Genomic DNA, 7,581 nt, shown 5'->3' with positions numbered 1-7,581 from the left:
TTTATTGACCCGGCCACCACCGATATATACACATGCTTGTTTACACTCTTACCCACCACGACGCTCTTCCTATCTGGAGCCGTGACGTCACGGCTCCACCCGGCGGCGACGCGCCTCAGTGCACGGCGGCCGGCTCCGCGACCGCGGTCCCCGTCTCCGCCGACGAGGGGTCCTCCTCCGTCGCGCTCCCCCGCTTGCCGAGGTGGTTGAACGCCAGGTTCAGCACGATCGCCACGATGCAGCCCGTGGAGATGCCCGAGTCGAGCACCACGAGCGCGTCCTCGGGGAAGGCGTGGTAGAACTCCGGCGCGGCGATCGGGATCAGTCCGATGCCGACGGCCGCCGCGACGATCAGCGCGTTCTCGCCCTTCTCCAGTGCCGCCGTGGCCAGCGTCTGGATACCGCTCGCCGCGACGGAGCCGAAGAGCACGATGCCGGCGCCGCCGAGGACCGGCAGCGGGACGAGCGCGATGACGGACGCGGCGATCGGACAGAGCCCCAGCAGGATCAGGATGCCGCCGCCCGCGGCGACGACGAACCGGCTACGGACCTTCGTCATGGCGACCAGGCCGATGTTCTGCGCGAAGGCGCTGCACATGAACCCGTTGAACAGCGGGCTGATGGCGGAGCCGAGGGTGTCGGCGCGCAGGCCGCCCTCGATGGTCCGCTCGTCCGCCGGGCGGTCCACGATCCGGCCCAGCGCGAGCATGTCGGCGGTGGACTCGGTCATGCAGACGAGCATCACGATGCACATGGACACGATCGCGGCGATCTCGAACTGCGGTGCGCCGAAGTGGAACGGGGTGGGGAAGCCGACGATCCCGGCGTCCTTGATGGCGTCCAGGTTGGTCATGTCCAGCGGTACGGCGACGATCGTGCCGGCGACGAGGCCCAGCAGGATGGCGATCTGCTGCATGAAGCCTCGCAGCAGTTTGCGCAGCGCCAGCACGATCAGGAACGTGAGCGCGGCCATGCCGATGTTCTTCATGGAGCCGTAGTCGTCCGCCGTGGAGTTGCCGCCCTGGGACCAGTTGAAGGCGACGGGCAGCAGCGACACACCGATCAGGGTGATGACCGTGCCGGTGACGACGGGCGGGAAGAAGCGGACCAGTTTGGAGAAGTACGGCGTGAGCACGAAGCCCAGCACGCTGGCGACGATGATCGCGCCGAAGATGACGGCGATGCCGTCGTAGCCCCGGTCCCTGCCGATGGCGACCATCGGCGTCACACCGGCGAAGGAGACGCCGTTGACGAACGGCAGCCGGGCGCCGACGCGCCAGAAGCCGAGGGTCTGGAGCAGGGTGGCTATACCGGCGGTGAACAGGCTCGCGCCCATCAGGAACGCGGTGTCCTTGGCGCTGAGGCCCACGGCGGGCCCCACGATCATCGGCGGGGCGACGACTCCCGCGTACATGGCGGCCACGTGCTGCAGGCCGCTGGTGAACATCTTGAAGGGGGGCAGGGTTTCGTCGACCGGATGCTTCCGGTCCTCTGCTTCGGCGGTCGAGTTGTGCACGGCCACGGCGGTGCCTCCGGTCGGGTTACACGTCTGCGGTGGACGTGTGGTGTCAAGGAGGTGGTGCAGGTGGTGCGGTTGTGCACGTACCGGGTCGCCCGAGCCGGTGTGCGGGCGGCGTCCCCGTGCCGGATGGCGGGGGGGCGCCACCACCGGGGGGCACGCACCTTTGTCGTACGTGCCTCCCGGCGACGGCCGCCGTGGACCCCGCTCGGGTCCACGGCCGCCGGTCGAGGGCCGTCCCCCTCGACCGGACTACCGGGTTCAGCCCTGTGCGGCGATCCGCGCCAGGCGCTGTGCCTCGTCCCGCGTGGAGCGGGCGATGGCGTCTTCGTCCACCGTGGTGAGGTGGTTGCCCTCGACGACGGTCTTGCCGTCGACCAGGGAGAGGGTGACCGGGGCGGCCGCGCCGAAGACGAGCGCGACGACCGGGTCGGCGATGGAGGAGTGGGCGAAGGTGTCCAGCTTCCACATCACCAGGTCGGCGAGCTTGCCCGGCTCGAGGGATCCGATCGCGTCCGCCCGGCCGAGGACCTGAGCGCCGCCGTAGGTGCCGAGGCGCAGTGCCTGGCGGGCGTTCAGGGCGGCCTCGCGGTGGGCGCCGAGCCGGTTGATCAGAAGCGCGTTGCGCAGTTCGGTGTGCAGTTCGCCGGACTCGTTGGAGGCGGTGCCGTCCACGCCGAGTCCCACCGGCACGCCGGCCCGCAGCATGTCGGGGACGCGGGCGATGCCGGCCGCCAGACGCGCGTTGGAGGAGGGGCAGTGCGCGACGCCGGTTCCCGTGCGGGCGAAGGCCGCGATGTCGGAGTCGTTCATGTGGACGCAGTGCGCCATCCACACGTCGGAGCCCAGCCAGCCCGTCGACTCGAAGTAGTCGGTGGGGCCCATCCCGAAGAGCTCCTTGCAGAACTCCTCCTCCTCGACCGTCTCCGACCCGTGGGTGTGCAGCCGCACTCCCTTGCGCCGGGCCAGCTCCGCGCCCTGCCTCAGCAGTTCGGTGGTGACGGAGAAGGGGGAGCACGGCGCGACGGCGATCTGCGTCATCGCGTCGAACGAGGCGTCGTGGTGCTTGTCGATGGTCTCCTCGGTGCCGGCCAGCGCGCCTTCGAGGGACTCGACCGCGAAGTCCGGCGGCAGGCCGCCGTCCGACGTGCCGCGGTCCATGGAACCGCGGGCGAGCGTGAACCGTACGCCCATCTCGCGGGCGGAGCCGATGATCGCGCCGGACAGGTCGCCGGAGCCCTGGGGGTAGACGTAGTGGTGGTCCATGGCGGTGGTGACGCCGCCGCGGGCCATCATCGCGAGCGAGCCCTGCGCCGCGGCGCGGACCATCGGCTCGTCGATGCGCGCCCAGGTCGGGTAGAGCGCCACCAGCCAGTCGAAGAGGTTGTGGTCGGTGGCGAGACCGCGCGTGATCCACTGGTAGTAGTGGTGGTGGGTGTTGATCAGGCCCGGGGTGACGAGGTGGCCGGTGCCGTCGATGCGGCGTACCACGTTCGCGAGGCTCTCGGGTGCCTTGCCTGCTCCGACGGACTCGATCCTGTTGCCCGCGACGACGACATGGCCGGAGGCGTACTCGGTGTCGTCGGCGTCGACGGTGGCGATCGCACAGTTCTCGATGACGATGCGTTCGACCGTTCCGGTCCGGGCTGCCGAAGGTGCCATGGTGCTTCCTTCTTCTGTGGGCGGCGATGTGGGCACGGCAGGACCCTAGGAGGATTTGAGTGCCACAGCCGGGCGGCTGCGGGTGCCGAGATGGTGGAAGAACAGGTTGAGCAGGACCGCGACGAGCGCTCCGGCGCTGATGCCGGATCCGAGCACGGTCTGTGCCCAGGCCGGGAAGTCCGCGTAGAAGGTGGGCGCGGCGAGCGGGATGATGCCCGCGCCGAGCGCGACGGCCACCAGGATGATGTTGGAGCTGTCGTCGAGTCCGGCCTCGGAGAGGGTGCGGATGCCGCTGACGGCGATCGAGCCGAACAGGACGATTCCCGCACCGCCGAGGACGGGCATCGGGACGAGTGAGACGACGGCGCCGAGCACGGGGAAGGCGCCGAGGATCAGCAGGGTGCCGCCGGCGACGGCGACGACGTAGCGGCTGCGGACCCGGGTGAGGGTCACGACGCCCACGTTCTGGGCGAACGCGGAGGTGGGGAAGCCGCCGAAGACGGGTCCGATGAGCGTCGCGATGCCGTCGGTGCGCAGTCCGCGGGTGATCGTCCCGCCGTCGCTGCGGCGGTCGCAGATCTCGCCGAGGGCGAGCATCCCGGCGCTGGACTCGGTCATCAGGACCAGCATCACGATGCACAGGGACAGGATCGCGGCGGGCTGGAACTCGGGGGCGCCGAAGGCGAAGGGGCTCGGCAGCGCGGCGACCGGCGCCTCCCGCAGGGCAGAGAAGTCGGCCATGCCGAAGGGGATCGCGGCGAGCGTGCCGATGAACAGGCCGAGCAGCAGCGCCACTTGCTTGAGGAAGCCGCGGCCGAAGCGCTGGAAGAGCAGGATGACGGCCAGGGTGAAGCCGGCCAGCGCGAGGTGTTTCATGGCGCCGAAGTCGGCGGCGCCGGCGTCGCCTCCCTGGGCCCAGGTGACGGGCACGGGCATCAGGGTGACGCCGATGAGTGTGATGACCACGCCGGTGACGAGCGGGGGGAAGAAGCGCAGCAGCCGTCCGAAGAAGGGACCGACGGCGAGGCAGAAGACACCGGCGACCATCACCGCGCCGTAGATGGCGGGGAGTTGGCGTCCGGGGGCGCTCGTCTCCGCGATGGCGAGCATGGGCGCGATCCCGGCGGAGGACGCGGCGTTGACGAACGGGAGCCGGTTCCCGGCGAAGTTCGCGACACCGACGGTCTGCAGGAGGGTGGCGAGACCCGCGATCAGCAGGCTCGCGGCGATCAGCCGGGTCATGCCGGCGGCGTCGAGGCCGACCGCCTGGCCGATGATCAGCGGAGGGGTGACCACGCCGGCGTACATGGCGGCGATGTGCTGGAGCGCGGCGGGAACGAGCCGCGCGAGGGGGAGCTTCTCGTCCACGGGATGGACGGGCGGTGCGGTGCCGGGGCCTTGTGCCGCTTGCGCCGGCTCCGTTGCAGGCTGTGCCATGGTTCTTCCCTCCGGTCCGGCCGGCCCCCGCCCGGCTGGGGGCGGGCGGGGGCGGGTCGGTCCCGCGTCAGAGGTTGGTCATGTCGACCGGGATCTTCGGCTCGACGCCGTCCCGCAGGATGGTGGCTTCGATCAGGCCGTACGGGCGGTCGGCCGCGAAGTAGACCTCGTTGTCGTTCTTGAGGCCGAACGGCTCGAGGTCCACCAGGAAGTGGTGCTTGTTCGGGAGCGAGAAGCGGATCTCGTCTATCTCGCTGCGGCTGTTGATGATGCGCGAACCCATTTGGTACAGGGTCTGCTGCAGCGACAGCGAGTAGGTCTCCGCGAAGGCCTCGAGCATGTGCTTCCTGGCCTGGTCGTAGGACTTGTCCCAGTTGGGCATCCGGTCCTCGTCAGAGGTCCAGTTGTAGCGCCACTGAGCGGCCACCTGGGTGGCCAGGATGCGGTCGTACGCCTCTTTGAGGGTCGTGTACCGGTCCTTGACGTAGCCCCAGAACTCGGAGTTGGTCGAGTTCATCACGGTCAGGTCCTTCAGGCCCGAGACGACCTCCCACTGCTCACCGTCGTAGGTGATCTGGGTGGTCCGGGTCTCCTGGCCCTTACGGACGAAGGAGTGCTTGACCTCGTCGGCGCCGATGAACTTCGAGTTACCGTCGGACGTCGCGATGCGCTCCCAGGCGTACTCCTCGATGCGGATGCGCGCCCGGTGGATCGGCTCCTGGCTCGACACGAAGTGCCGGGCGAGGTGGATGCCGAACTGCTCCGCCGACTCGATGCCGTACTCCTTGGCGAACGCGTACACCGTGTTCTTGGTGGTGTCGGTCGGCAGGACGTTGGCGTTCGAGCCGGAGTAGTGGACGTCGTCCATGTCGCCGGAGAGGGCGACGGAGACGTTCAGGTCCTTGATGTGGTGGGTGTCGCCGTCCCGCGTGATCTTGACGACTCGGTTCTCTGCTTTGCCGTACTGGTTCTGGCCGAGAATCGTGGGCATGTCTGCTAGCTCCCTCGGTAAACGGAGTAGCCGAACGGGTTGAGCAGCAGCGGTACGTGGTAGTGCTCGCCCGGCACGACGGCGAACGTGATCGCCACCTCCGGGAAGAACACACCGGCCGCACCGCTGTCCCGATTCGCGGGGGCGTCCTGCTGCGCATCGGCTTGCTTGTTCTCGAAGTACGCCTCGGTCTCGAAGTCGAGACGTACGTGTGTCGTTCCTTCCGGCAGCGCCGGCAGGTCCTTGCAGCGCCCGTCCGCGTCGGTCTTCGATGCGCCGAGCGCCACCCACCGCTCTCCCGCGCCGCTACGGGACGACAGCGAGATGGCGACGCCCTCCGCGGGGCGGCCCAGGCTGGTGTCCAGGATGTGCGTGGACACCGATGCGGTGGTTTCCGTGCTCATGCTTCTTCCTGCTCTACGAGACGGGTCAGACGGATGCGGTTGATCTTGCCCAGCTCGGCGCGGACGATCTCGCGCTCCTGCTCGGGCGAGTTCTCGATCCGTGTCCGTACGGCGTCCAGCATCTGCTCACCGGTGCGACCGGTGGCGCAGATCAGGAAGACATGACCGAACTTGTCCTGGTAGGCCAGGTTCAGCTCGAGCATCTCCGCCTTGAGCGCTTCGGACGCGCCCGCCATCCCGCTCTGTTCGCGGGAGGACGTGGGATCCCCTGGCTTGGGCCGGCCGATCGGTGGGTGGCCGGCCATCGCCTCCGCCAGATCCTCCGCGGTCAGTTCCGCCATGGCGGCGTCGCTGGCCTCGAAGAGGGCCTGGGTGGTGGCGTACGGTCGCTGGGCGAGCAGTTTGCTCCCCCAGGCCGAACTGGCGCACACCTCGTGCAGTGCGGCCAGGGCCGCGCTGTCCTCGGAGGCGTTGAACCGGGCGAGGCCCGGGTTCGGAAGTGAAGTCACGGGAGCCTCCGTGGCTTGTTCATCGCGGTGCGTTGGACGGGCTGCGGATAGCTAACGCCCTTCGGCAACGCGACGTCAACACTTTGTTGAAAACTTGGGGTTACAAATACGGCGCCCCGGCGGCGGGCCCGCTCCGGCGCCCGCCCGGTCCACACCGACCGGCCCAGGGATCTCCTGTCGAGCCATACACCGTTGCAGCAGCACACCGGGGCAGGCGCGCCCGACTGAACCTAATGTCGGAAATGTCCTCAGTCGATCGGGGCACCGCCTCCGGCCGCACATAACGCCGACAACGATGTCGGAATCGCCAGGAGTATGCACATGAAAAGCGTTCGCCGCTTCGCCGCCTGTACGGCAGCAAGCGCCCTTCTCGGCCTGGGCGCGTTCGCCCTCGCCTCCCCCGCGCAGGCCGGCACCGTACCGGCACAAACCGTGGCGGCCGACCCCGCCGATGACATCGCGACGGCCGTCAACGACCTTCTCGGGAGTCTGCTCGGCACGGTCAGCGGCACCCTCGGCTCGGTGACCGGCCTCCTGAACGGCCTCCTCGGCGGCCTGCCCGGGCTCGGCGACGCCCCGGCGGCCGGCCTGCCCACGGGCGACCTCCCCGCGACCGGTGAGCTGCCGGCGACGGGTGAGGCCCCGGCGACCGGCGAACTGCCGGCGACCGGGGAGGCACCGGCGAGCGGGGAGCTGCCCGCGACCGGTGAGCTTCCGGCGGTCCAGCTTCCGGCGGCCGGGGAGCTCCCGGCCATCGGCGCCGTCCCCGGCCTGGCCGACCTCCCGGGGCTCGCGGACCTGCCCGCGCTCGGGGAACTGCCGGCCACCGGTGACGTCCCGGCGGCGGAGCCGCCCGCGACCGACCTGCCGGCCGCACAGCCGCCGACCACGGATGAACTCCCCTTGGCCGGCGATGCCGCGGGCACGGCCGGCGGCTCCTGACGGAGCGACCCCGGCACACCACGGCGCCGCCCGCGGCCGCAGGGGGGGGGGGGGGCGGGGGGGTGGGCGGGGGGGGCGGCCCCCGGCCGCAGCGGGTAGGGGCACGGCGTAAGAACC

The 7,581-nt window shown here is 70.0% G+C and carries 7 protein-coding genes; 1 reads left to right on the top strand and 6 read right to left on the bottom strand.

Features of this window, described 5'->3' with window-relative positions:
* Positions 1–115: 115 nt before the first annotated feature.
* From AB0K36_RS34370 to uraD, 6 genes are all read right to left on the bottom strand, one after another.
* Complete coding sequence (locus AB0K36_RS34370) at positions 116–1,522, bottom strand: nucleobase:cation symporter-2 family protein (RefSeq protein ID WP_364601697.1); 1,407 nt, start codon at positions 1,520–1,522, stop codon at positions 116–118.
* 258 nt (positions 1,523–1,780) lie between these two features.
* Positions 1,781–3,181: an 8-oxoguanine deaminase gene (locus AB0K36_RS34365; protein ID WP_364601695.1), complete on the bottom strand. Its 1,401-nt coding sequence runs from the start codon at positions 3,179–3,181 to the stop codon at positions 1,781–1,783.
* Positions 3,182–3,226: 45 nt separating this feature from the next.
* Positions 3,227–4,618, bottom strand: coding sequence for a nucleobase:cation symporter-2 family protein (locus AB0K36_RS34360; protein WP_364601692.1), 1,392 nt, complete (start codon positions 4,616–4,618; stop codon positions 3,227–3,229).
* A gap of 67 nt (positions 4,619–4,685) precedes the next feature.
* Positions 4,686–5,609: a factor-independent urate hydroxylase gene (gene pucL, locus AB0K36_RS34355; protein ID WP_159685079.1), complete on the bottom strand. Its 924-nt coding sequence runs from the start codon at positions 5,607–5,609 to the stop codon at positions 4,686–4,688.
* Between the two features lie 5 nt (positions 5,610–5,614).
* On the bottom strand, positions 5,615–6,013 hold the full coding sequence (gene uraH, locus AB0K36_RS34350; RefSeq protein WP_364601689.1) for a hydroxyisourate hydrolase: 399 nt from the start codon (positions 6,011–6,013) through the stop codon (positions 5,615–5,617).
* Entirely contained in the window at positions 6,010–6,522 is a 513-nt protein-coding gene (gene uraD, locus AB0K36_RS34345; protein ID WP_364601687.1) for a 2-oxo-4-hydroxy-4-carboxy-5-ureidoimidazoline decarboxylase, read from the bottom strand. The genes uraH and uraD overlap by 4 nt, the downstream gene beginning before the upstream one ends.
* Before the next feature lie 321 nt (positions 6,523–6,843).
* Between uraD and AB0K36_RS34340 the strand changes: the two genes are divergently transcribed.
* Complete coding sequence (locus tag AB0K36_RS34340) at positions 6,844–7,464, top strand: hypothetical protein (RefSeq protein ID WP_364601685.1); 621 nt, start codon at positions 6,844–6,846, stop codon at positions 7,462–7,464.
* The last annotated feature ends 117 nt before the right edge of the window (positions 7,465–7,581 follow it).

The organism is Streptomyces kurssanovii (genome assembly GCF_040677245.1).
Lineage (GTDB): Bacteria > Actinomycetota > Actinomycetes > Streptomycetales > Streptomycetaceae > Streptomyces > Streptomyces kurssanovii.
This window is presented reverse-complemented; position numbering and strand designations above follow the sequence as displayed.